Source organism: Alcaligenes sp. PF14 (assembly GCF_037150615.1).
In the GTDB taxonomy this organism is placed as follows: domain Bacteria; phylum Pseudomonadota; class Gammaproteobacteria; order Burkholderiales; family Burkholderiaceae_B; genus Alcaligenes; species Alcaligenes phenolicus.
In genome coordinates, this window is the sequence record NZ_JBAGRS010000003.1 from 159469 (window position 1) to 180343 (window position 20875).

General features: G+C 56.7%; 21 protein-coding genes. 11 read left to right on the plus strand and 10 right to left on the minus strand.

The window, feature by feature from the left end:
- The first annotated feature begins 21 nt into the window (after window positions 1–21).
- The 6 genes from WFM49_RS07770 (at window position 22) to glnQ (ending at window position 5168) form a co-directional block, all read left to right on the plus strand.
- Complete coding sequence (locus WFM49_RS07770; protein ID WP_254499693.1) at window positions 22–1032, plus strand: methionine ABC transporter ATP-binding protein; 1011 nt, start codon at window positions 22–24, stop codon at window positions 1030–1032.
- Window positions 1029–1688 (plus strand): methionine ABC transporter permease, encoded by a 660-nt coding sequence (locus tag WFM49_RS07775; protein ID WP_022983463.1) that lies wholly within the window; start codon window positions 1029–1031, stop codon window positions 1686–1688. Before WFM49_RS07770 ends, WFM49_RS07775 begins: the two co-directional genes overlap by 4 nt.
- Window positions 1689–1738: 50 nt before the next feature.
- Complete coding sequence (locus tag WFM49_RS07780; RefSeq protein ID WP_009455007.1) at window positions 1739–2530, plus strand: MetQ/NlpA family ABC transporter substrate-binding protein; 792 nt, start codon at window positions 1739–1741, stop codon at window positions 2528–2530.
- Between the two features lie 228 nt (window positions 2531–2758).
- Window positions 2759–3490 (plus strand): glutamine ABC transporter substrate-binding protein GlnH, encoded by a 732-nt coding sequence (gene glnH, locus WFM49_RS07785; protein ID WP_373568170.1) that lies wholly within the window; start codon window positions 2759–2761, stop codon window positions 3488–3490.
- A gap of 113 nt (window positions 3491–3603) precedes the next feature.
- The gene (locus WFM49_RS07790) at window positions 3604–4443 is read left to right on the plus strand and encodes an ABC transporter permease subunit (protein WP_226348914.1); all 840 of its coding nucleotides are present in this window, start codon (window positions 3604–3606) and stop codon (window positions 4441–4443) included.
- Window positions 4440–5168, plus strand: coding sequence for a glutamine ABC transporter ATP-binding protein GlnQ (glnQ, locus tag WFM49_RS07795; RefSeq protein ID WP_009454997.1), 729 nt, complete (start codon window positions 4440–4442; stop codon window positions 5166–5168). The genes WFM49_RS07790 and glnQ overlap by 4 nt, the downstream gene beginning before the upstream one ends.
- A 111-nt stretch (window positions 5169–5279) precedes the next feature.
- Here glnQ and WFM49_RS07800 read toward each other — a convergent pair whose 3' ends face one another.
- The 3 genes from WFM49_RS07800 to WFM49_RS07810 form a co-directional block, all read right to left on the minus strand.
- On the minus strand, window positions 5280–5987 hold the full coding sequence (locus tag WFM49_RS07800) for a hypothetical protein (protein ID WP_250756767.1): 708 nt from the start codon (window positions 5985–5987) through the stop codon (window positions 5280–5282).
- 163 nt (window positions 5988–6150) lie between these two features.
- Entirely contained in the window at window positions 6151–6861 is a 711-nt protein-coding gene (gene murU, locus WFM49_RS07805) for an N-acetylmuramate alpha-1-phosphate uridylyltransferase MurU (protein ID WP_324577913.1), read from the minus strand.
- Window positions 6861–7907 carry an aminoglycoside phosphotransferase family protein gene (locus WFM49_RS07810; RefSeq protein ID WP_250756769.1) on the minus strand — a complete coding sequence of 349 codons (1047 nt, stop codon included), beginning with the start codon at window positions 7905–7907 and terminating at the stop codon, window positions 6861–6863. The genes murU and WFM49_RS07810 overlap by 1 nt, the downstream gene beginning before the upstream one ends.
- A 123-nt stretch (window positions 7908–8030) precedes the next feature.
- Between WFM49_RS07810 and WFM49_RS07815 the strand changes: the two genes are divergently transcribed.
- The 3 genes from WFM49_RS07815 to rsmA are packed head-to-tail and all read left to right on the plus strand — an operon-like array spanning window position 8031 to window position 12662.
- Window positions 8031–10418: an LPS-assembly protein LptD gene (locus WFM49_RS07815; protein WP_250756770.1), complete on the plus strand. Its 2388-nt coding sequence runs from the start codon at window positions 8031–8033 to the stop codon at window positions 10416–10418.
- Entirely contained in the window at window positions 10411–11862 is a 1452-nt protein-coding gene (locus WFM49_RS07820; protein WP_336972923.1) for a peptidylprolyl isomerase, read from the plus strand. Before WFM49_RS07815 ends, WFM49_RS07820 begins: the two co-directional genes overlap by 8 nt.
- Before the next feature lie 8 nt (window positions 11863–11870).
- The gene (gene rsmA / locus WFM49_RS07825; RefSeq protein WP_336972688.1) at window positions 11871–12662 is read left to right on the plus strand and encodes a 16S rRNA (adenine(1518)-N(6)/adenine(1519)-N(6))-dimethyltransferase RsmA; all 792 of its coding nucleotides are present in this window, start codon (window positions 11871–11873) and stop codon (window positions 12660–12662) included.
- A gap of 162 nt (window positions 12663–12824) precedes the next feature.
- Here the strand turns inward: rsmA and WFM49_RS07830 are convergent, their stop codons facing one another.
- From WFM49_RS07830 to glyQ, 7 genes are all read right to left on the minus strand, one after another.
- Window positions 12825–14054, minus strand: a complete 1230-nt coding sequence (locus WFM49_RS07830; protein ID WP_336972690.1) for a nucleoside recognition domain-containing protein — start codon at window positions 14052–14054, stop codon at window positions 12825–12827.
- Window positions 14055–14243: 189 nt separating this feature from the next.
- A complete protein-coding gene (gene gloA / locus WFM49_RS07835) occupies window positions 14244–14639 on the minus strand; it encodes a lactoylglutathione lyase (RefSeq protein ID WP_035271035.1) in 396 nt (131 codons plus the stop codon).
- Between the two features lie 29 nt (window positions 14640–14668).
- Window positions 14669–15550, minus strand: coding sequence for a M48 family metallopeptidase (locus WFM49_RS07840; protein WP_336972692.1), 882 nt, complete (start codon window positions 15548–15550; stop codon window positions 14669–14671).
- Window positions 15516–16265, minus strand: a complete 750-nt coding sequence (locus WFM49_RS07845; protein WP_009454973.1) for a lysophospholipid acyltransferase family protein — start codon at window positions 16263–16265, stop codon at window positions 15516–15518. The genes WFM49_RS07840 and WFM49_RS07845 overlap by 35 nt, the downstream gene beginning before the upstream one ends.
- A gap of 1 nt (window position 16266) precedes the next feature.
- On the minus strand, window positions 16267–16806 hold the full coding sequence (gmhB, locus tag WFM49_RS07850; protein WP_009454972.1) for a D-glycero-beta-D-manno-heptose 1,7-bisphosphate 7-phosphatase: 540 nt from the start codon (window positions 16804–16806) through the stop codon (window positions 16267–16269).
- On the minus strand, window positions 16806–18938 hold the full coding sequence (glyS, locus tag WFM49_RS07855; protein ID WP_336972696.1) for a glycine--tRNA ligase subunit beta: 2133 nt from the start codon (window positions 18936–18938) through the stop codon (window positions 16806–16808). The genes gmhB and glyS overlap by 1 nt, the downstream gene beginning before the upstream one ends.
- Window positions 18938–19843 (minus strand): glycine--tRNA ligase subunit alpha, encoded by a 906-nt coding sequence (gene glyQ / locus WFM49_RS07860; RefSeq protein ID WP_026485201.1) that lies wholly within the window; start codon window positions 19841–19843, stop codon window positions 18938–18940. Before glyQ ends, glyS begins: the two co-directional genes overlap by 1 nt.
- Here glyQ and WFM49_RS07865 point away from each other — a divergent pair.
- Window positions 19790–20035, plus strand: a complete 246-nt coding sequence (locus WFM49_RS07865) for a hypothetical protein (RefSeq protein ID WP_162089543.1) — start codon at window positions 19790–19792, stop codon at window positions 20033–20035. The genes glyQ and WFM49_RS07865 overlap by 54 nt on opposite strands.
- A gap of 50 nt (window positions 20036–20085) precedes the next feature.
- Window positions 20086–20853, plus strand: a complete 768-nt coding sequence (locus WFM49_RS07870; protein WP_060185623.1) for a crotonase/enoyl-CoA hydratase family protein — start codon at window positions 20086–20088, stop codon at window positions 20851–20853.
- Window positions 20854–20875 lie beyond the last annotated feature (22 nt).

A 20875-nucleotide genomic window follows, 5' to 3' on the forward strand; every position in this document is an offset into this window, starting at 1 on the left:
ACTAACTAGGCTGAGTTCATCTTGATTCGTCTTGAACACATCTCAAAAACCTATTCCCTGGCAGGCAAGACCGTTCATGCTTTGAACGACGTTTCCTTGCAGATTCACCAAGGAGAGGTCTTCGGTATTATTGGTCGCTCGGGTGCTGGGAAAAGTACGCTGATCCGCATGCTCAATCTGCTTGAGCAACCCAGTTCAGGTCAGGTCTGGGTACAGGATCAGGACATCACACGCTTTTCGGGTGCGCAGTTGCGCGCGTTCCGACAGGGCGTGGGTATGGTGTTCCAGCATTTCAATCTGCTCCATTCCCGCACGGTTCTGGATAATGTCTGTTTTCCTCTGCGCCTGGCAGGGGTGGATCGCGCCCAACGTCACGCTCGCGCTCTGGAAGTGCTGGAGCTGGTGGGCTTGAAGGACCATGCCAATAAGTATCCCCGTCAGTTATCGGGTGGACAACAGCAGCGCGTCGGTATTGCCCGTGCCCTGGCCAATCGGCCGCAGCTTTTGCTGTGCGACGAAGCGACCTCGGCGCTGGATCCAGAAACCACCCAGTCGATCTTGCGTTTGCTGCGTGAGATCAATCAGGAATTGGGGCTGACGATTGTCCTGATTACGCACGGCATGGACGTGATTCGCTCTGTCTGTGATCGGGTTGCCGTGATTGATGCCGGCAAGATCGTGGAGTGTGGTGAAGTGCTGGATGTGTTTCTGCACCCGCATCATCCCACTACGCAGTCCTTGCTCAGTGAAAGCGGCGTGAACGCTGACGACTGGCATGCCTTGGCAGAAGGTGTGCCCGGTAGTGTCCTGCGCTTGAGCGTGCGCGGTGTGGCGACAACGGAGCCTTTGATCAGCCGCATTACCAGCCAGCTGGGGCTGAATGTCAGCATCTTGCAGGGGGCCATTGGCCGCATCAAGACCGAGCCTTACGGACAACTGGTCGTGGCCGTGGAAGGCGATGCGCAGGCTAAAGCAGGGCTGGATGCCTTGCTGACTGAATTGAATGTCCAATTTGAGGTATTGCGACCATGAACTTTAGCAACCTGGATTGGGCGCTGATTGGTGAAGCCACGATTGATACCTTGTTGATGACGGGTATTTCGCTGGGCTTTACCGCAATTATTGGTTTGCCATTAGGCGTGCTGCTGTTTCTGACCAGCCGCAAGCAGATGCTGGACAATGCCTGGATCTACCAGAGCTTGTCCCTGATCGTGAATATCTTGCGGTCCGTGCCGTTCCTGATTCTCCTGATCGTCATTATTCCTTTGACGCGCATTCTGGCCGGTACGTCGTTGGGCGTGCAGGGTGCTATTCCACCCTTGGTCCTGAGCGCCGCGCCGTTTTTTGCCCGTTTGGTGGAAAACGTCCTGCGTGAACTGGACCCCGGTGTGAATGAGGCCTGCCGTGCCATGGGAGCGAACTCCCGTCAGACCGTCTTGCTGGCTTTGCTGCCTGAGGCGACGACTGGCATAGTGGCGGCCCTGATTGTGACCGCCATTGCCCTGGTGGGGTATTCGGCCATGTCCGGTGTGATCGGCGGCGGTGGCCTGGGTGACCTGGCCTTGCGCTTTGGTTATCAACGATATCAAACGGATGTCATGGTGGTGACCGTGACTATCCTGGTGGTGCTGGTGCAACTCCTGCAGGTGTTTGGAGACGCCATGGTGGCTCGCTTGAGCCGAAAATAAGTCCTGGCAGCTATCGTCATAGTCTTGCCTTTCTGAAACTGGAGTCGCTCATGTCTTTGAAGAAATTTGTTCCCGTTCTGGCCTTGTCCGTGTCGGCTCTGCTGGCCAGTGTGGCCCAAGCTGCCGAGACCCTGTCGGTTGCTGCTACCCCCGTGCCGCATGCCGAGCTGCTGGAGTTTGTGAAGCCTGCTTTGGCCAAGGAAGGTGTGAACCTGGATATCAAGGTGTTCACCGATTATGTGCAGCCCAACCAGCAAGTGGCTGACGGCCATATCGATGCCAACTTCTTCCAGCACAAACCTTACCTGGATACGTTCAACAAAGAACACAAAACCGATCTGGTGTCGGTGGCTGTGGTTCACGTTGAGCCCTTCGGTGCTTACTCCACCAAGATCAAGAGCCTGGATGAGCTGAAAGAAGGCGCGCTGGTGGCGATCCCTAACGATCCTTCCAACGGTGCCCGTGCCTTGCTGCTGCTGCAAAAAGCCGGTGTTCTGACTCTGAAAGATCCCTCCAACATTCTGGCAACCTCGCGTGATGTGGACCAGAACCCCAAGAAGCTGAAGTTCAAGGAGCTGGAAGCCGCTACCTTGCCTCGCGTTCTGGCTGATGTGGATATCGCCCTGATCAACACCAACTACGCGCTGGAAGCCGGTCTGAACCCCACCAAGGATGCTTTGGCTATCGAAGGTGCAGACTCCCCTTACGCCAACTTGATCGCTGTAGCTGCCAAGTCCAAGGATGACCCACGCGTGGCCAAGCTGATCCAGGCTCTGCATAGCGAAGACGTGAAGAAATTCATCGCTGACAAGTACAAAGGTTCTATTGTTCCTGCGTTCTGAATTTGAGTGTTGATACGACTCGCTGTATGAAAAAACCTCGGGATTTCCCGAGGTTTTTCTTTTTTTAAAACTATTAAATACAAACAGTTGTGCTGCTTCGGGTAGGATAGATCAACGCTGGGGCAGGTCATGAGCCTGCGCTGACTTGGGTAAAACATCGAACTGGCTGGTTTTTGGTCAGTCCCTACAGAGGAGTAACGGATGTTCAATAAGAAAATGAAAACCCTGATGGCCGGTTTGGCCTTGGCTTTGGCTTTGCCCGCTGGGCAGGCTCTGGCACAACAAGGCAAAGAGCTGGTGGTCGCAACCGATACGGCGTTTGTGCCTTTTGAGTTCAAGCAAAACGGTAAATACACCGGTTTTGACATCGACCTGTGGGATGCGGTCGCCAAGAAGGCCAATCTGAATTACCGCTTCCAGCCCATGGACTTCAACGGCATTATTCCGGGCCTGCAAACTCGCAATCTGGATGCTGCGCTGGCCGGGATCACCATTCGTGATGACCGCAAGCAAGTGATCGATTTCTCCGATCCTTACTACGAAAGCGGTCTGGCCATTCTGGTCAACACCGATAACTCGGCCATCAAGACTGCCTCCGATCTGGAAGGCAAGACTGTGGCGGTGAAGATCGGCACCGCCACGGTGGACTTCATGCAGCGCTCGGTTCCTACTGCCAAGCTCAAGCTGTTCCCCAATATCGACAATGCCTTCCTGGAGCTGGCAACTGGCCGTGTGGACGCGGTGGTGCACGATACGCCTAACGTGCAGTACTACGCCCAGACTGGCGGTAAGGATCGTGTGAAGGTCACTGGTGCCGTGAAAAGTGGTGACTTCTACGGTATTGCCTTTCCCAAGGACAGCGAACTGGTTCCGGTCGTGAATCAGGCTTTGAAAGATATTCGTGCTGATGGCACCTACGACAAAATCTACCAGAAATGGTTTGGTAAACAGCCTGAATAAACAGGCGTAAAGCCAAGCGCATGCCAAGCGGTGATCGCGTGTCGTAACGGGATCACCGCTTTTATTTTTTGACGCTCTGTTGTGGGCGTTTATTCAAAGACAAAGGTAGCACTGTGACTTTTGAATGGGACGCTATCTGGGGGGCTTTACCCAGCCTGCTGGAAGGTACAAAAATGACGCTGCTCATTACCCTTTTGGGGTTGGTGGGTGGCGCTATATTGGGTTTTCTGACCGGGGTGATTACCACCTATATTCGGGTACCGGTCACCTGGCGCCGAGCCGCCTTGTTCGTGTTGGGCGTGTTTGCACTGGGCTTTGCGCTCAAGGGCCTGTCCTGGCTGATGAGCAATTGGCTGAGCTTTGTGCCAGCCTGGATCTGGAGCTCCATACAGGCGCTGATCGCTCTGTCGCTATTGGGCTTTTTCAGACGCTATCTGTTGTATGTGCTCTCTTTCCTGTGCCAGCTTTACGTGCTGTTCATACGCGGCACGCCTATCGTGGTGCAGGTGATGTTCATCTACTTCGCACTGCCCATGCTGGCCAGTATCCGAATTGACGGGCTGACCGCGGCGATCTTTACCTTGATGATCAACTCCGGGGCCTATATTTCCGAGATTGTGCGTGGTGCCTTGCAATCTGTGCCCAAGGGCCTGAAAGAGGCCGGAGAGGCCATGGGCCTGCCATTTCACAAGATCTTGCGCCACATTATTGGACCGGTGGCGTTTCGCCGCATGATTCCCGCCATGGGTAACCAGTGCATCATCAGCTTGAAGGATTCTTCGCTATTTATTGTGATTGGGGTTGCTGAGCTGACTCGTCAGGGCCAGGAAATTATTGCGAACAACTTCCGTTCGGTGGAGATTTGGGGAGCGGTGGCGGTGATCTACCTGATCCTGACCAGCCTGATTGCCCTGACTCTGAAGTTTATTGAACATCGCATGAGGATTGTATGAGTATTGTCGAGTTCAAGAAGGTAACCAAGCGCTTTGGCGACAATATCGTGCTCGACGATATCAGTCTGAATATTGATAAAGGCGAAGTGGTTGTGGTGGTTGGCCCGTCCGGGTCGGGAAAATCCACCTTCCTGCGCTGCATCAACAAGCTGGAAGACATTCAGGCTGGCGATATCGTGGTCAATGGTTTGAGCGTCAATGGTACGCCCGCTCAGGTGCGCGACTTGCGCCGGGAAGCAGGGATGGTGTTCCAGCAGTTCAATCTGTTTCCGCAGATGAGCGCGTTGGAAAACGTCATGTTCGGGCCCATCCATACGCGTGGCACCAGCCGCTCTCAGGCACGCGAGGAAGCGACGGAGTTGCTGGCCAAGGTCGGCCTGGCCGAGCGTATGAATCATTATCCTAACGAGCTGTCCGGTGGCCAGCAGCAGCGGGTCGCCATTGCTCGTGCCTTGGCGATCAAACCCAAGCTGATGCTGTTTGATGAGCCTACCTCCGCACTGGACCCGGAACTGCGTCAGGAAGTGCTCAAGGTCATGCAGTTGCTGGCGGAAGAGGGCATGACCATGGTGGTGGTGACACATGAGATGGATTTTGCGCGTCGCGTGGGGAGCCGCCTGATCTTTATTGATCAGGGCAGGGTGGCACACGATGGCCCACCTGCGGAGTTGCTGAGTAATCCACCTAGCCAACGTTTGAAAGACTTTTTGCAGCACGTGGCTTAAGAGTCTGGCTGGATCGTCGGCTATAAAAAAGCCCTTCAGGATTTTGGCGATGAAGCCAAGGGCCTGAAGGGCTTTCTTGTGACTACCAGCCTGTGCGTGACAGGCTCGTGCTTATCGGGAAGGCGTCACGTAGATGGTGCGCGTGGCAACGACGCGGTTCGCACCATCCGGCTTGATGCGGATCGTGACCTGACGGGGCGTAAAGCCGGCTGGCAATTCTACAGAGCCATTGATGTAGGCATAACGGCCGACGCTGACAGGCTGGCTGGGCAGGTCCACATTGCCGCTGCGACCATTGCTGTAGCGGCCAGCAGCAACCAACTCCATGGTGCCGGTGAATTCGGCGTCTTTGCCCTTGTCCTGCATCAGCAGCACAAAGTGGTTCAGTTGGCCGTCCGTAACCGAGAACTCGGCAGCGCGAATGCCCGGGGAGGTGCCGCGTGGGTCAGGAGGCATGGCATCGGCAAATAGCGCGATATCCTTTTCCAGCTTGGTGACCATGGCTTGCAGATCGCTGGTCTGTTTGCCCAGCTTGTCTTCCTTCTGGCTGACATCTTCAAGTTCGCGACTGGTCTGGTTCAACTGAGCCTGCAGGCGTTGCTTGTCAGCGTTGGCGCTGTTGAGGTCATAGTGCAGTTGTTCCGACTGCTCCACGGTCAGGCGCGTAGGGCCATAACTTTTTTGCAAGAACAGCAGGCCACCAGCACCTAGGGTAATACCTGTCAAAAGCAGGACAAACCAGCGTGGAATACGGCGTTTTCGACGGCTGGAGCCGTAGGCGGTGGGTTTGAATACGGTGCGTTTGGAGGAACCAAGCATGAGAACAGACGTTCCTGTCAGACAAGGGACTCAAAGCAAATCAAGTCCCGATTACAAAACCCATTAGCATAGACGTCATTGGGGCTATGGAGGCGGGATGGCTGGCTTTGTTGCCCTTTGTTGTGCTTGGAAACGTCTGCCAGCTAGCCTGGAAAATATCAGTTTACTGTGAGGGTGCTAACGATTCCAAGTGTTGGTTTAACTGGGCTAATCGTTCGGGGGTACCGACATCCATCCAGAAACCTTCATGCAGACTGCCCAGCACCTGCCGGCGCTCGATGGCGGCATGCAGCAGGGGGGCGGCTTTGGCAGGCTGATCTTTGGGCAGATGGGCAAAGAGTTCGGGTTTGTAGACCCCTATGCCGCTCAAGGTGGCGCTGCGGGCACCCGCAAGGGTTTTGGCGCATAGGTGCAATTGTCCTTCTTGCATGCCAAAGTCGCCTTCGGGGTGGTGGGGCGGGTTGGGGGTCAGGATCAACCAGGCCTGCTCCGGGCCAGCTTGCAAACGTTCGGCCATGGCAAAGGCTTGGGCAGGATCCCAATCGGACCAGATATCGCCATTCATTAACAGGAAAGGCTGGTCCTGGAAAAAATCCAGTGCCTTGGCAATGCCACCGGCCGTTTCCAGGGCAGATGATTCAGGCGAGTAGCCCAGGCGCAGGCCCCATTGGCTGCCATCACCCAGAGTGGATTCAATCTGCTCACCCAGCCAGGCGTGGTTGATGATGACTTCTCGAAAGCCGGCTTTAGCCAGCGCGCGCAAGTGCCAGACGATGAGAGGCCGACCACCTGCCGGAATCAGGGGTTTGGGGCAGGTGTCGGTCAAGGGGCGCATGCGCTCGCCTCGACCGGCCGCCAGAATCATGGCGCGCATCAGACCGTCATGCCCAAAACAGTTTGGCGACCTTCCAGGCGGTTCAGCAGGCGCAGCAAACCGTTAAAGCACTCGTAGCGGCTGGCCACCTGATGTACATAGCCCAGCAGGCGGGGCATATGGTCCAGATAATGATGTTTGCCGTCACGCAGAGAGAGGCGGGCAAACACACCCAGAATGCGCAGATTGCGTTGCAGGCCCATCCATTCGTATTGCTGGTGGAACACGGCAAAGTCGGCAGGCACATCCAGGCCGGCTTCCATGGCGGCTTGCCAGTAGCGAATTGCCCAGTCCAGTTGTTGCTCTTCCGTCCAGGTAACACGCGCGTCCATCACCAGGGAGGCAATGTCATAGGTGATGGGGCCAGCCAGGGCGTCCTGGTAGTCGATAACACCGGGCTCGCTTTGGCCGGGCAGGGGCATCATCAAATTAGGGCTGTGGAAATCCCGGTGCACGAGTACAGTAGCGCTTTGCACATTGGCCTGAACCAGCTCGGCAAAGGTTTTGCGCAACATCTCCTGATCTTTTTCGCTTAGTTCAAACTGGCGATGTTTTTGGATGTACCACTCGGGGAACACCTGTAGTTCTTCCAGCAAACGCTGTTCGTTGTAGGGAGGCAAACCCGTGGTGTCGGCTTGTTGCAATTTCACCAAGGTCAACAGCGTACTGCGGTACAGTTTGTCCAGCTCGCTTTGCGGCATGGGGGTTTTCAGTGCGGTCTGGAAATTGTCCTGACCCAGATCGCTGAGCAGCAAAAAGCCTTGTTCAGTGTCTGCTGCCAGGATTTCGGGCACGTGGATGCCCGTCGGTGCCAGCAGTTCGGTAACGTGCACAAAGGGCTTGCAGTCTTCCGTGGCCGGAGGCGCATCCATCAAAACGACGGTTCGGTCCAGGGCTTGCAGGCGAAAGTAACGACGAAAGCTGGCGTCGCTGGAGGCCGCTTGCAGGCTGTCCAGATCCAGTCCAAACCGGGACTTCAGGGTGTTCAGCCAGGTAATTGCTTGCTGCAAACGAGGGTCGGTAGCGGCAGAAATAGAAGCAGACATAAATAAAGGGAAGCAGAAGATCGTAACGGATTAGTGTTTAGCAGTGCCGCTAAACGGCAGGCTTAACTATAATACCGGGTCGCCAGGGTTTTTCGTCTCTGGTGGAACAAATGCAGGACATAAATGCAGGACACAACTGGAGGCGCAGTCTTAGTGCGAGTTGCGGCGTGGTATATCGTGTTGATGATGACAGGCATGGGGGTCGCCCAGGCTCAGTCGTCCGTGCGTCCGTCTTTAAAGACGTCCCCCGGTTTGCAAGTGCGCAAGCTCCAGGAAGAGGATATGGCCGTCTATCTGATAGGCGACCAGATGAAAACACTGGAAGATGGTACCTTGCGTCTGGAAGGCGGTGCCCAGGTCCGGCGCATTGATTCTGTCGTCAAAGGCGACCGGATCGACTATCAGGAAAAAACCGGCCAGGTGGAAGTACGTGGCAACGGCCTGATCATGCGTGATGGGGCCCTGGTGCGCAGCCCGGAGTTTGATTACAACCTGGACGCGGATACAGGGCGCATGTCGTCCCCGGAGTTCTGGCTGGGGGCCACCGGCGGTAGCGGTACCGCGACGCAGGCTGATATTCTCAGTTCCAACCATATGCGGCTATCCGATGTGAATTACTCGGGTTGTCCATGTCCTGAGCCTGCCTGGTATATCCAGTCGCCCAAGGTTGATCTGTATTCCAAGGAAAACGAAGGGGTGGCGCGTAATGGCGTCTTGTACTTCAAGGGTATGCCCCTGTTGTATTCTCCCTACCTGACCTTTCCGCTCCGTAAAGAGCGCAAGTCCGGTTTCCTTTTGCCTACTTACGGCATGACGACGCGGGGTGGCATAGACCTGAGCGTGCCGTATTACCTGAATCTGGCCCCTAATTACGATGCCACCCTGACGCCCCGCTTCATGGCTAAACGCGGCGCCATGTTGGGGGGGGAATTCCGTTATCTGGGTGACAGCTTCTCCGGGGAGTTGACCGGTAACTATCTGCCTGATGACAAGGAGCTGGGTTATAAACGCTGGTTGTTCATGGGGCAATATCGCCAGAGCCTGCCTGCCAGTTTCTATTTGAATGCGGATATCCGCCGTGTCTCGGATGATGATTATTTCCGTGACTTCAGCAGTTTTGGATTGAACGATTCCACCATTCAGGATCTGGCCAGCACGGTGACTCTGGGTTGGGGTGGTTCCAAGTATTTCCGCTCTCACGTCAGTGCGACGCGGTATCAGACCCTGCAGGATTCTTCTACTGGATATCGTCAGCCACAGTACGACAAATTGCCTGAGTGGTATTTGGGTGCATCCCGTTATAACTGGGGTGGCTTTGATGTAGTCAGCGATAACTACGCAACCCGTTTCCGTTTGCCGTTTTACAGTGGCAATCTAAGCGAATTTGACAGCATGCGCAGTACCCGTCTGGCTCCAGATGGTACGCGTTTCTCGTCCTACACAACGGTGGCTTATCCTATCGTTCGCCCAGGCTGGTACATCACGCCCAAAGCGGGCCTGCACATGAGCCAGTACCAGACAGACTGGTATGTGGGTGATCCTAATATGGCGCGTTTCGCGGACCGGGCCCGTACGCAAAGTCGTGTTTTGCCTATCCTGTCCCTGGATACCGGCATGACCTTCGAGCGTGACACCACCTTGTTTGGCAACGACTCCATTCAAACCCTGGAGCCGCGTGTTTACTATCTGTACGTGCCTTATCGCGACCAATCCTCGCTGCCCTTGTACGACACCAGTCTGGCCAGTTTCAACTTTGCCCAGGCTTTCAGTGAAAACATTTTCTCCGGTGGTTGGGACCGTATCTCCAATGCAAACCAGGTCACCGTCGGCCTGACGTCCCGCTGGCTGGATGCTGACACGGGCTATGAGCGTCTGGTTCTGCAGGCTGCTCAGCGCTTGTATTTTGATAAGCAAACCGTAACACTGGGCGCTGAAAAAGCGCGTACCAGCACCCGCTCAGACTATCTGGTCGGTGCCAGTGCGGCTTTGACCAATACGTTCTCGGTCAACTTCGATGCGCAGTTCAATCCAGACGAAAAACGCCGCAACCGTCTGGCCTCCGGTATTCGTTGGCGTCCTAAACGCCTGGCAACACTGGGTGTGAACTATCGTTATGAGCGTGACCCCCGTCAAGTCGTTGACCCCAACTTCACGCCGACTGATGAAGATCATCGTGGCAAGGAATACGTCTCCATGACGGGCCAATGGCCGTTGAGCAACAAGGTGTACGCTGTGGGACGTTACGATTATTCCATCCAGGAAAGCCGTGGCACGCAAACGGTGCTGGGGCTGGAGTATAAAGGCGACTGTTGTTGGGCGGCTCGTGTGGTGATGCAACGCTATGCGGTTTCGGCCAGGGAAACCAATAAGGCCCTGTTCTTCCAGCTGGAGCTATCCGGTTTGGGCGGAATTGGCAACGACCCTATCAAAATGCTGCGTGACCGTGTGATTGGCTATGAACCCGTCACCAATCCCGTACAGGAAAAAATGATTCATGAGAGGTATGAATAATATGCGTTTCAGCTTGAAAAACCGTACCCTGTCATTGGCTTTGATGGCCGTCATGGGGCTGGGCACGGCTCAAATGGCTCAGGCGCAGTCCAAGCCCGCTGCAGCCAAGGCGGCACCCGCTGCTTCCTCCCAGTTTGTGGATGGCATTGCTGCCGTGGTCAATGACGAGGTGATTACCCTGCGTCAGGTTGATCTGGAAGCCGCACAGGTGCTGGAACAGTTAAAGCAGCAGAAAATTCCTGCTCCTGATCATGACATCTTGCGCAAACAGGTTTTGCAACGGCTGATCAATGAGCGCCTGGAGCAGCAGGAAGCTCGCGCCATGGGGATTTCAGTCGGTCCACAGCAAGTGGATGAAGGTGTGCGCATGATTGCTTCGCGCAACAATATGACCGAAGCCCAGTTGCGAGCCGAGATTGAAAAGAATGGCATTAGCTGGGAGCAGTACCGTGCCAATCTGAAGCAGGAAATCCTGCTGGATCAGTTGCGCATGCGTGCGGTCGACAGCAGCATCAATATTACGGACGCCGACATTGATATTTACCTGCGCTCTCAAGGTGGCGCAGGTTTGGGCAATTTGGGGCAATCGGCGGCACAGGCGCAAAATGCACCTGTCAGTCTGGCGCAGATCCTGGTGCGAGTGCCTGAAGGCGCGAACTCCGGCGAAGAAGCGCGTTTGCGGACCAAAGCAGAGGGCCTGCTGGCCCAGGTTCGTTCCGGCGCAGACTTTGCCGGTTTGGCTGCCTCCAACTCGGATGGTCAAGAGGCCCTGAGCGGTGGTGCGTTGGGAACTCGTTCCTTGTCCGACTGGCCTGACTTATTTGCACAAGCTGTCCATAACCTGGCCCCCGGCCAGGTTTCCGACCTGATTCGCAGTGGTCAAGGTTTCCATATTCTGAAGGTGCTGGAGCGAGGCGGTGCTGCGCCTGGCAATACTTCGCCTGTGCCCAGTGCGGCATCGGCGCAGTCCGGTCCCATGATGGTGACCCAGACTCATGCTCGCCATATTCTGGTCAAGCTGTCCAAGGTTATGACTTCCGAGCAGGCTCGTCAGCGCATTGAGCAACTGCAAGTGCGTTTGCGCAATGGCGAGTCCTTCCAGGATCTGGCCAAGCGTTACTCGGAAGACAGCAGCGCACCACAAGGTGGTGATTTGGGTTGGCTCTCGCCTGGCGAGACTGTGCCTCCGTTTGAGCAAGCCATGGACAAGCTGCAACCCGGCAACGATACCGCCGTGGTGGAGTCCCAGTTTGGCTGGCACCTGATCCAGGTGATCGAGCGCCGTACCCGCAATATGGAAGGTGAGTACAAGCGCATGCAGGCCCGTCAGGCTCTGTTCCAGCAGCGTGCCGAGCCTGCCTTTGAAGATTGGCTGAACAGCCTGCGCGGCCGCGCTTACATTGATAACCGTTTGGACCCCGAGTCCAGCACCCGCCGTCGCTAAGGATAAGTATGGCCCAGCATCAGGCGCGCAAGCGCTTTGGACAGAACTTTCTGGAAGATGAGGCCATCATCGACCAGATCATCCGTGCGATTGGCCCTCGGCCTGTCGATAATATGGTGGAAATTGGTCCGGGCCTCTCGGCCCTGACCCGACCGCTGACGCAGGCGCTGGAGCGTTTGCGTGTGGTCGAGATTGACCGTGATCTGGCTGCCCGTCTGCGTAATCACTATTCGCCCAGCAAGCTGGAAATCATTGAGGCTGATGCCTTGAGTGTGGACTTCGGTGCTTTAGGCCCGAATCTGCGTATTGTGGGTAATCTGCCGTACAACATCTCCAGCCCCTTGCTCTTTCATTTGCTGGACTATGCCGATGCCGTGGTGGATCAGCACTTCATGCTGCAACGCGAAGTGATTGATCGCATGGTCGCCAAACCCGGCTCTTCAGACTACAGCCGCCTGTCGGTGATGTTGCAGTCGCGCTATCGCATGGTGAAGTTGTTTGAAGTGCCGCCCGAGGCATTCAACCCACCACCGCGTGTTGTGTCGGCAGTCGTGCGTATGGTGCCTTTGGCGGCAGATCGTCCCCAGGCGCGTGATGCGCGTGTATTCAGTCAGGTTGTGGCGCGGGCCTTCTCGCAAAAACGCAAGATGTTGCGCGGTGGCCTGGGTGACTGGACGGCTCATATCGACTGGGAGGCGCTGGAAATTGCACCTACCAGCCGTCCGGCTGATTTGTCCCTGGCACAGTACATTGCCCTGGCCGATCACCTGATGGATAAGGGCGTTATCCAAGCCGCCTGATAGACAAAACTCCATAATGAACGACACCCCAAAACAGGATATAGATTCCGTTTTGGGGTGTTTTTTTATGAGGGACACCGTTGAGGCCATACGGAATGATCGGCCATTTCTGGTTGAGTCTGCAGTGGCAGAGTTTCCTGCCCTCATGCAGAGCCCTGACTTCTAGCCAAAGAACCAATAACAAACCGCAATCGAGGCCAGCACGCCTGCCAGATCAGCAATCAAGGCGCAGGAAACCGCGTGGCGGGCACGTTGGATGCCGACCGCACCAAAGTAGACCGCCAGCACATAGAAAGTTGTCTCTGTGCTGCCCTGCACGGTCGCACCCAGCAGGGCCGGGAAGCTGTCCACGCCGTGATGCTGCATGGTTTCAATCAACAGGGCACGAGCGGCACCGGCTGAAAAGGGTTTGACCAGAGCTGTAGGCAAGGCATCAATAAAACGCGTATCCAGTCCGGTCAGGTTCACCAGCCAGCGGATCACGTCCAGCACGATATCCAGAGCGCCAGAGCTGCGTAGCACGCCCACAGCGCACAGCATGGCCACCAGATAGGGCAACAGATCCCTGGCGACGCCAAAGCCTTCTTTAGCACCTTCTACAAAGGCCTCATACAGAGGAATCTTGCGTCGCCAGCCCATCAGCAGGAAAAGCCAGATGATGGACAGCAAGGTCAGGTTGCCCATCAGAGAGGACAGCGACTGGATGGCTGCCGCACTGAGTGTTGCCAGCAAGGCCATGAAAGAGCCCAGGATCAGCGCAAAAACGCCAAACCACAGCATCAGAACGGGATCAAATAAACGCAGGCGCTGAACCAGGGCAACGCTGAGCAAGCCCGCCAGGGAAGAGGCGGTGGTGGCCAGCAAAATAGGCAGGAACACCATCGTAGGATCGGGCGCACCTTGCTGAGCTCGGTACATGAAGATGCTGATGGGGATCAGCGTCAGGGACGAGGCATTCAGCACCAGAAACAGGATCTGGGCGTTGGTGGCCGTGTCCGGATGCGGGTTCAGCGTTTGCAGCGATTTCATGGCCCGCAAGCCGATGGGCGTGGCGGCGTTGTCCAGGCCCAGGCCATTGGCCGCGAAGTTCAGCGTGATCAGCCCCAGAGCAGGGTGACCGGAAGGCACACCCGGCATCAAGCGGCTAAATAGTGGGCCCAGCCAGCGAGCCAGGATATCGATCAGCCCGGCCTTCTCGGCAATTTTCAAGAAACCCAACCACAGGGTGAGCGTGCCAAAAAGTAGCAGCATCAGTTGCACGGACAGGGCGGCCATATCGAACAGGCTGCGCACCATTTGTGCAAAAATTTCGCTATTTCCCCCGACCAGCCACTGGTAAAACCCGCTGACGGCGGCAATCAGGAAGAAAAACAGCCAAAGAGTATTGAGCATAGTGTTGGCAGTAAACAGGGCAGGGAAAAGCCAAGCTAGATTGTCGCAGAATACAGGCGGGTTTTAACGGCTACGGTATGTAAGGGTGGCGGCACAAATAGTCGCAAAACACGATTCGGGCCTATTTTTGCTGGGTTGGAAAATAAGGGGCCAAAAAAAACCGGCCAATTAAGGCCGGTTCTGTTTGCTTTAATCCACGCGCCCTTTGGCCTGGATCAGTTCAATCTTGTAGCCATCCGGATCTTCTACAAAGGCGATCACGGTGGTGCCGTGCTTCATCGGGCCTGCTTCGCGTACGACTTTGCCGCCACGAGCCTTGATGTCCTCACAGGCTTTGTAGGCATCAGGCACTTCCAGTGCAATGTGGCCATAGCCGTCGCCCAGATCGTAGGAGGGGGTGTCCCAGTTGTGGGTCAGCTCCAATACGGCGGCTTCGGACTCGTCCTGATAGCCAACAAAAGCCAGGGTGAAGCGGCCGTCCGGGTAGTCGGACTGGCGCAGCAATTTCATGCCCAGCACTTCGGTGTAAAAGGCCAGAGAACGGTCCAGATTGCCGACACGCAGCATGGTGTGCAGGATACGCATAAGGTAGAGCTCCTAGAGTTCAACCTGCCTTAAAGCAGGGGCAGGGTGCCTGGATCATATTGTCGTAACTGATTGCGCGCATTGACAAAATCAGGGTAGAGCGTTTCGACCAAGGCCCAGAAACGTGGGCCGTGATTCATCTCTTGCAGATGCGCGACCTCGTGAGCGACGACGTAATCAATGATGGATGGGTGAAAGTGTATCAGGCGCCAGTTCAGCATGATGATGCCGTCACTGTTGCAGGAGCCCCAGCGTTTGGCGGGGGCCGCCAGTCGCAATTTGCTGGCACTCAAGCCCGACAGGTTCAAATAATGTTGCAGCCGCTGCTCAAACCACTGCTTGGCCTGTTTTTGCAGCCAGGCCTGGGTCAGTTCCTGAACACGCTGTGGTTCGGCATCGACGGGTAGGGGTAGGGACAGGCGTTGACCTCGTTGAACCTGACCGGCTCGTCCGTCGAAATGTACCTGCTGAATCTGCGGGTTCAGGCTAAGGCGGATGGGCTGACCCATAAAGGGCAGGGTGTCGCCATCGACCCATTGCAGGCTTTGCAAGGCCAGTTGTTCACGACGCTGCTGGTATTCGCGCAGCTTGCGCAGTATCCAGGCGCTTTTGCTGTGCAGCACCTGCTCGGCCTGACTGATCTTGACCCAGGAGGGCAGGGCAACGGTCAGGCCACTGTCGTTAATGGTCAACCCCAGAGTCCGGCGGCGGGAGCGTTTGAGCTGATAGCCAATGGTGTGGCCATCCAGCTCCACCTGCTGCCATTGCACACCTTCCGGCAAGCTTTCGGGCCGGACAGTCAGGGCACTTTTGGGGGGCAGAGCAGAACCGGCGGGCGGCTTTTCTTGCCGCTTCGCCGGGTGGGGAAAGGCTGTGTCAGGAAACAGAGCCAGTTGTGGGGGGACCGTCATAGCGTTCCGGATTCAAGACGCGCATTTCGGTTTCAATCCATGTCTGTACGCGTTGGTTTACTTCTTCAGGGGTCAGCCCGGCAGGATCAATGGGAGGACCAAAGGAGATAGTAACCAAGCCCGGCGTCTTGATAAAGGCATTGCGACGCCAGCATTCGCCCGCATTATGCGCTACGGGAATAATGGGCGTGCCAGTACGGCTGGCCAGCAAGGCGCCACCCATCTTGTAGCGGCCGGTAGAGCCTGGGGCGGTACGGGTGCCTTCGGGAAACAACAAGGGCCAGCGGCCTTCGTCAATGCGCTGCTGCCCGATCTTGATGACCTGTTCAAAGGCATCCCGGCCCTTGGCACGATCAATAGGAATCATGCGCAGCAAAGCCAGCCCCCAACCAAAGAAAGGGACTTTGTGCAGTTCACGCTTGTACACAAAGCACACCTGACGCGGCATGTAAGAAGGAAAGAACAGCGTTTCCCAGGCCGACTGGTGCTTGGACAGGATGATGGCCTTGCCATCGGGCAGGTTTTCCCAGCCCTTGGTCTGCCAGCGTATGCCCAGGATCGTGCGCGCACCCCAGACAGCCAGACGTGGCCAGCCAGTGGTAAAGCGATAGCGTATATCCAGGGGCAGTGGCGCAATAATCAGGCAGGCAAAGGCGTAGGGGATAACGGTAATCAACAAAAAGAGTTGATAGAGTGATGCGCGGATAATGCCCATATCAGTTTCCGTGGAGCCATTTGTCGACAACAGCGGCCAGATCGGCCTCGACGCGCGTGCCTTCGGGCAAGCCGCCTTTCTCTAGGGTACGCATGCCTTTGCCGGTCTGGACCAACCAGGGGGCACAACCGGCTTGGCTGGCCGCTTGCAGATCGCGCAAGGAATCGCCCACCGAGGGTACGGTTTGCAGGTTCACTTCATAGCGATGTGCAATGTCGCGAAACATGCCGGGGGCCGGTTTGCGACAGGTGCAGCCATCATCCGGGCCGTGCGGGCAAATAAAGATGGCATCGATAAAGCCACCCAGCAAGGCCAATTCACGGCGCATCTTGGCATGGATGGCATTGAGCGTGGTCATGGAAAACAAACCACGCGCCAGACCGGACTGGTTGGTGGCAATGACCACCTTCCAGCCGTTTTCGGTCAGGCGAGCCAAGGCCTCCAGACTGCCTGGGATAGCCTCCCACTCTTGTGGGCTTTTGATAAAGGCATCGCTGTCATGGTTGATGACACCGTCCCGATCAATGATGGCAAGTTTCACTAGTTAGCCAGCCTGGAAAGATCCGCAACCTGGTTCATCAGTGCATGCAGCTTGGCCAGCAAGGCCAGGCGATTGGCACGGATGGCAGGGTCTTCGGCCATGACCATGACGTCCTGGAAGAAGTTGTCCACGGCACCACGGGCCTGGGCCAGCGTGGCCAGGGAAGCGTCAAATTCACCGGCTTCAAACTGGGCCTGGGCAACGGGCTGCAATTCCTGAATCTTGGCAGCCAGCTCACGCTCGGCGGGCTCGACCAGCAGTTGGTCGTCCAGAGTTGCCAGTTCGCCTTCGGCTTTCTTGAGCAGATTGCTGACGCGCTTGTTGGCGGCAGCCAGGCTCTCGGCTTCAGGGCGTTGGGCAAAAGAGGCGCAAGCCTGAATGCGGGCGTGAACCTGTTCCAGCGGTGGGCGCAGGGCCAGCACGGCATCGACCACGCTGCGCTCGTAATCGTTGCAGAGCTGATTGCGGTAGCGCTCGTAGATGAAGGTCTGAACCGCATCGACCGTGTCATCGGCCAGAACCCCGTCCTTGAAGAAGGAAGCGGTGGTGTTCAGCAGCGTATCCAGATTCAGGCTATTGGCCTTCAATTGGGAACCGGCTTGCAGTTGTTCGTAGGCGCTGATCAGGCCCAGAGCCGCACGGCGCAGGGCGTAGGGGTCGCGTTCGCCAGTTGGAGCCAGCCCAATGCCCCAGATACCGATCAGAACTTCGGCGCGCTCGGCCAGGAACAGAATGGCTTGGGTCAGGCTGGCATCTGTGACAGCCTGGTCCAGACGGTGACGGTATTGCTCGCGAATAGCCAGCACGATGTCCTCGGGCTCGCCATCGCCTTGGGCGTAGTAAGCGCCCATCACGCCTTGCAGCTCGGGGAACTCGCCCACCATATTGGAGTTCAAGTCCGCCTTGGCCAGCAAAGCGGCACGACGGGCGTGCTCTTCATTCGCGCCCAGTTGCTTGGCAATGTAGCCAGCCACGGACTGCAGGCGCTCGATGCGGTCCAGCTGCGAACCCAGCTTGTTGTGGTACACGCTGCCGGCCAGCGTAGGAACACGCTCGGCCAGAGTTTGCTTGCGATCGGTTTCAAAGAAGAACTGAGCGTCCGCCAGACGGGGGCGCACCACACGCTCGTTACCTTCGATGATGTTGCTGGGATCATCCACCTTCATATTGCTGACGATCAGGAAGCGATTGGTCAGCTTTTGTGTGGCAGGGTCAAACAGCGGGAAATACTTTTGATTCAGACGCATGGTCAGAATCAGACATTCGGAAGGCACTTGCAGGAATTGCTCGTCGAACTGGCCCACGTACACGGTGGGGTATTCGACCAGCGCGGTGACTTCGCTCAGCAGGGCTTCCACTTCGGGATCGTTGCCCAAGGTGGAGTTCAGGCGTTTGGCCTCAGCTTCCAGGTCGGTGCGAATCTGTTCGCGACGAATTTCGAAGGAAGGAACCACCCAGCCTTGCTCCTGGACTTGTACGGCCCAGCTGTCGGCATCACGGATGTCGAAGGGGACATCGCACATGAAGCGGTGACCGTGTGTCTGGCGACCGGCTTGCAGGCCCAGGGCGCTGACGGGAACGATGTCCGACCCCCACAGGGCGACCAGGCCGTGAGCAGGGCGTACAAAGCGCACGCTGCTGACACCATCGGCCAACTGATAGCGCATCACTTTAGGGATGGGCAGGTGCGTAATGGACCATTCCAGAGCTTCTTGCAGCCCGTCTTTCAGGGCGGCGCCAGTGGCAATGCCGCTGGCGTACAGGTAATCCTGCTTGCCATCGGATTCGCGCAGCAGGTCGCTGGCCTTCAGATGCTCCAGGCCTTTGGCAGCCAGGCGCTTGGCTAGTGCCGGGGCGATCTCACCATTGGCATCCAGGCCAATATGGGCGGGCATCAGCTTTTCGGTATAAGGCTGGTCTTCGGCTTGCTGGTACGCAGCGCTGAACCAGGCAGCCAGACGGCGAGGCGTAGCATAGGCGCGCACTTCACAGTTCGGGGCCAGCAGGGCTTGCTCGCCCAATACTTTTTGCAGACCTTCGCTAAAGGCTTGCCCCAGCTGTTGCAGCGCTTTGGGGGGCAGTTCTTCGGTGAACAGTTCAATCAGCAAAGGCTGTGTCGTGGAGGCATTCATTACTTGGCCTCCGAGGATTTGTTGCTCAGCATGGGGAAACCTAGGCGTTCGCGGGAGTCGTAGTAAGCCTGTGCGACAGCGCGGGACAGATTGCGGATACGGCCAATATAGGCAGCGCGCTCGGTCACACTGATGGCGCCGCGGGCATCCAGCATATTGAAGGTGTGGGCAGCTTTCAGCGTTTGCTCGTAAGCGGGCAGGGCCAGCGGCACGTCAATGATGCGCTTGGCTTCGGCTTCGTAGTCGTTGAAGTGTGCAAACAGCACATCGGTGCTGGCGTGCTCGAAGTTGTAGGTGGATTGCTCCACTTCGTTCTGGTGGAACACGTCGCGGTAGTAAATGCGCTGGCCGTTGTGACCTTCGGTCCAGACCAGATCGTAGACGCTTTCCACGCCTTGCAAGTACATGGCCAGACGCTCCAGACCGTAGGTGATCTCGCCCGTGGTTGGCGTGCAGTCCAGACCGCCTACTTGCTGGAAGTAGGTGAACTGGGTGACTTCCATACCATTGAGCCAGACTTCCCAGCCCAGACCCCAGGCGCCCAGTGTCGGGTTTTCCCAGTCGTCTTCAACAAAACGGATGTCGTGCGCTTTGGGGTTGATGCCCAAGGCTTCCAGCGAGCCGATATACAAGTCCAGAATGTTTTCAGGTGCGGGCTTGAGCACGACCTGAAACTGGTAGTAGTGTTGCAGGCGGTTGGGGTTGTCCCCGTAACGCCCGTCTTTGGGGCGGCGCGAAGGCTGCACATAGGCAGCGCGCCACGGTTCAGGGCCGATGGCCCGCAAAAAGGTTGCCGTATGAGAGGTTCCGGCACCGACTTCCATATCGTAGGGCTGAAGCAGAGCGCATCCGTGCTTGTCCCAGTATTGCTGGAGCGTAAGTATGATTTGCTGAAAGGTGAGCATGAGCAATGGCCAGTAAAGCGAGAATCTGCAAAATTTTTCTATTTTAGCGTGAACTGCGCCCTTGCAGCAGAAAAGCGCCCGCAATGGGCTATTTTGGCCGTCCGGGCCATGGGCAAGGCCGCTGTGTACCGGGCGGTCAGGTTGTTTTTAGACGTATCATATGCGTTTGTCCAAATACTGCTTATTTGCTGACCTGATCTTGAAACAGAATCTCGGGCGGCAGTCTAAAGGAGGCTAGGTCCATGAGTGAACTTGTCACGCTTGAACGTATCGGCAAGGTGTTGTTGATTACTTTGAACCGTCCCGAGGCACGCAATGCCATCAACCTGGAAACCGCGCAGGCGCTGGCCCAGGCTCTGGATGAGTTCGATGCCGACCCCAGCATTGCCGTAGGCGTGCTGACAGGGGCCAACAATACCTTCTGCGCCGGTATGGATTTGAAAGCCTTTGCCAAGACTGGCCAGCGCCCCTATGTAGGCGACCGCGGTTTCGCTGGTATTTGCGAGCGCCCGCCTGCCAAGCCATTGATTGCCGCCGTGGAAGGCTACTGCCTGGCCGGTGGTTTTGAAATTGCCTTGTCCTGCGACCTGATTGTTGCGGCCGACAGCGCCAACTTCGGCCTGCCTGAAGTGAAACGCGGCATTGTCCCCGGATCGGGCGGCATGGTGCGCTTGCCTAGCCGTATTCCTTACCACATGGCCATGGAAATGGTGCTGACCGGGGGTATGTACCCCGCTGCCCGCATGGCCGAGCTGGGTCTGGTCAGCCGTCTGGCCGAACCCGGCAAAACTACCGAGCAGGCGCTGGCACTGGCCGAGCAGATCGCCGCCAACGGTCCTTTGGCCGTGCAAACCGCCAAGAGCATTATTTCCCAGTCGCGCGACTGGCGTCAGTCGGATCTGTTCGATCTGCAGCGCCCCCGTATCGCCGGCATTTTTACCTCTGCAGATGCCAAGGAAGGCGCGACGGCTTTTGCCGAGAAGCGCGAACCTGTCTGGCAGGGCAAATAGTTTCCCCTTGTTCATCCCGTTT

Bases quoted from the DNA above. Each gene is read 5' to 3' on its own strand.
- WFM49_RS07775 (WP_022983463.1), top strand. From the start codon at position 1,029: ATGAACTTTAGCAACCTGGATTGGGCGCTGATTGGTGAAGCCACGATT.
- WFM49_RS07780 (WP_009455007.1), top strand. From the start codon at position 1,739: ATGTCTTTGAAGAAATTTGTTCCCGTTCTGGCCTTGTCCGTGTCGGCT.
- glnH (WP_373568170.1), top strand. From the start codon at position 2,759: ATGGCCGGTTTGGCCTTGGCTTTGGCTTTGCCCGCTGGGCAGGCTCTG.
- glnQ (WP_009454997.1), top strand. From the start codon at position 4,440: ATGAGTATTGTCGAGTTCAAGAAGGTAACCAAGCGCTTTGGCGACAAT.
- WFM49_RS07800 (WP_250756767.1), bottom strand. From the start codon at position 5,987: ATGCTTGGTTCCTCCAAACGCACCGTATTCAAACCCACCGCCTACGGC.
- murU (WP_324577913.1), bottom strand. From the start codon at position 6,861: ATGCGCGCCATGATTCTGGCGGCCGGTCGAGGCGAGCGCATGCGCCCC.
- WFM49_RS07810 (WP_250756769.1), bottom strand. From the start codon at position 7,907: ATGTCTGCTTCTATTTCTGCCGCTACCGACCCTCGTTTGCAGCAAGCA.
- WFM49_RS07815 (WP_250756770.1), top strand. From the start codon at position 8,031: ATGCAGGACACAACTGGAGGCGCAGTCTTAGTGCGAGTTGCGGCGTGG.
- WFM49_RS07820 (WP_336972923.1), top strand. From the start codon at position 10,411: ATGAATAATATGCGTTTCAGCTTGAAAAACCGTACCCTGTCATTGGCT.
- rsmA (WP_336972688.1), top strand. From the start codon at position 11,871: ATGGCCCAGCATCAGGCGCGCAAGCGCTTTGGACAGAACTTTCTGGAA.
- WFM49_RS07830 (WP_336972690.1), bottom strand. From the start codon at position 14,054: ATGCTCAATACTCTTTGGCTGTTTTTCTTCCTGATTGCCGCCGTCAGC.
- gloA (WP_035271035.1), bottom strand. From the start codon at position 14,639: ATGCGTATCCTGCACACCATGCTGCGTGTCGGCAATCTGGACCGTTCT.
- WFM49_RS07840 (WP_336972692.1), bottom strand. From the start codon at position 15,550: ATGACGGTCCCCCCACAACTGGCTCTGTTTCCTGACACAGCCTTTCCC.
- WFM49_RS07845 (WP_009454973.1), bottom strand. From the start codon at position 16,265: ATGGGCATTATCCGCGCATCACTCTATCAACTCTTTTTGTTGATTACC.
- glyS (WP_336972696.1), bottom strand. From the start codon at position 18,938: ATGAATGCCTCCACGACACAGCCTTTGCTGATTGAACTGTTCACCGAA.
- glyQ (WP_026485201.1), bottom strand. From the start codon at position 19,843: ATGCTCACCTTTCAGCAAATCATACTTACGCTCCAGCAATACTGGGAC.
- WFM49_RS07870 (WP_060185623.1), top strand. From the start codon at position 20,086: ATGAGTGAACTTGTCACGCTTGAACGTATCGGCAAGGTGTTGTTGATT.